Origin of the sequence: Amycolatopsis sp. SID8362, assembly GCF_010550475.1 — a bacterium.
Lineage (GTDB): Bacteria > Actinomycetota > Actinomycetes > Mycobacteriales > Pseudonocardiaceae > Amycolatopsis > Amycolatopsis eburnea.
The window spans coordinates 1-528 of record NZ_JAAGNB010000562.1; the positions used below are offsets into that span (position 1 = coordinate 1).

General features: G+C 75.9%; 1 protein-coding gene. It reads right to left on the reverse strand.

The genetic code is table 11. The features are described 5' to 3' along the window. The coding region (locus tag G3I65_RS17415) for a response regulator transcription factor (protein ID WP_160697045.1) at positions 1-336 on the reverse strand (336 nt) is incomplete at its 3' end. Positions 337-528 lie beyond the last annotated feature (192 nt).

Consider the following 528-nt stretch of genomic DNA (forward strand, 5'->3'; position numbering starts at 1 on the left):
CCGGACCGCGGCCGCCAGCTCGTCGCCGGAGGAGTCCTTGAGCACGAAGCCGGCCGCGCCCGCGTTGAGCGCTTCGCGGATTTCGCGGGGCCGCCCGACCGTGGTCAGCATCAGCACCCGCGGGGCCGTGGGCGGGAGCCGCCGCAGGACTTCGAGGCCGTCCATGCCGGGCAGGTACAGGTCGAGCAGCACGACGTCGGCCGCCACGGTGGAGGCGAGCAGCTCCGGCCCGCTCCCGTACCGCGCGACGACGTCGAGGTCCGGCTGCGCGCCCAGGATCAGCGCGATGCCCTCGCGCACGAGCGCGTGGTCGTCGACGACCTGGACCCGGATCATGCCGCGCACTCTACTGTCGGGCGCATGCGCCAGTCCCTCCTCACGACGGCGGCGGTCGCCGCGGTGTTCTTCGCCAGCGGCGCCTGGACCCCGCACCAGGGCTGGGTCGCGGCCGGGCTCAGCGCGGTGCAGCTCGTCCCCCTGCTGTGGGCGCGCCGCGCGCCGGCGGCCGTGCTCGTGGCCGTCACCCTC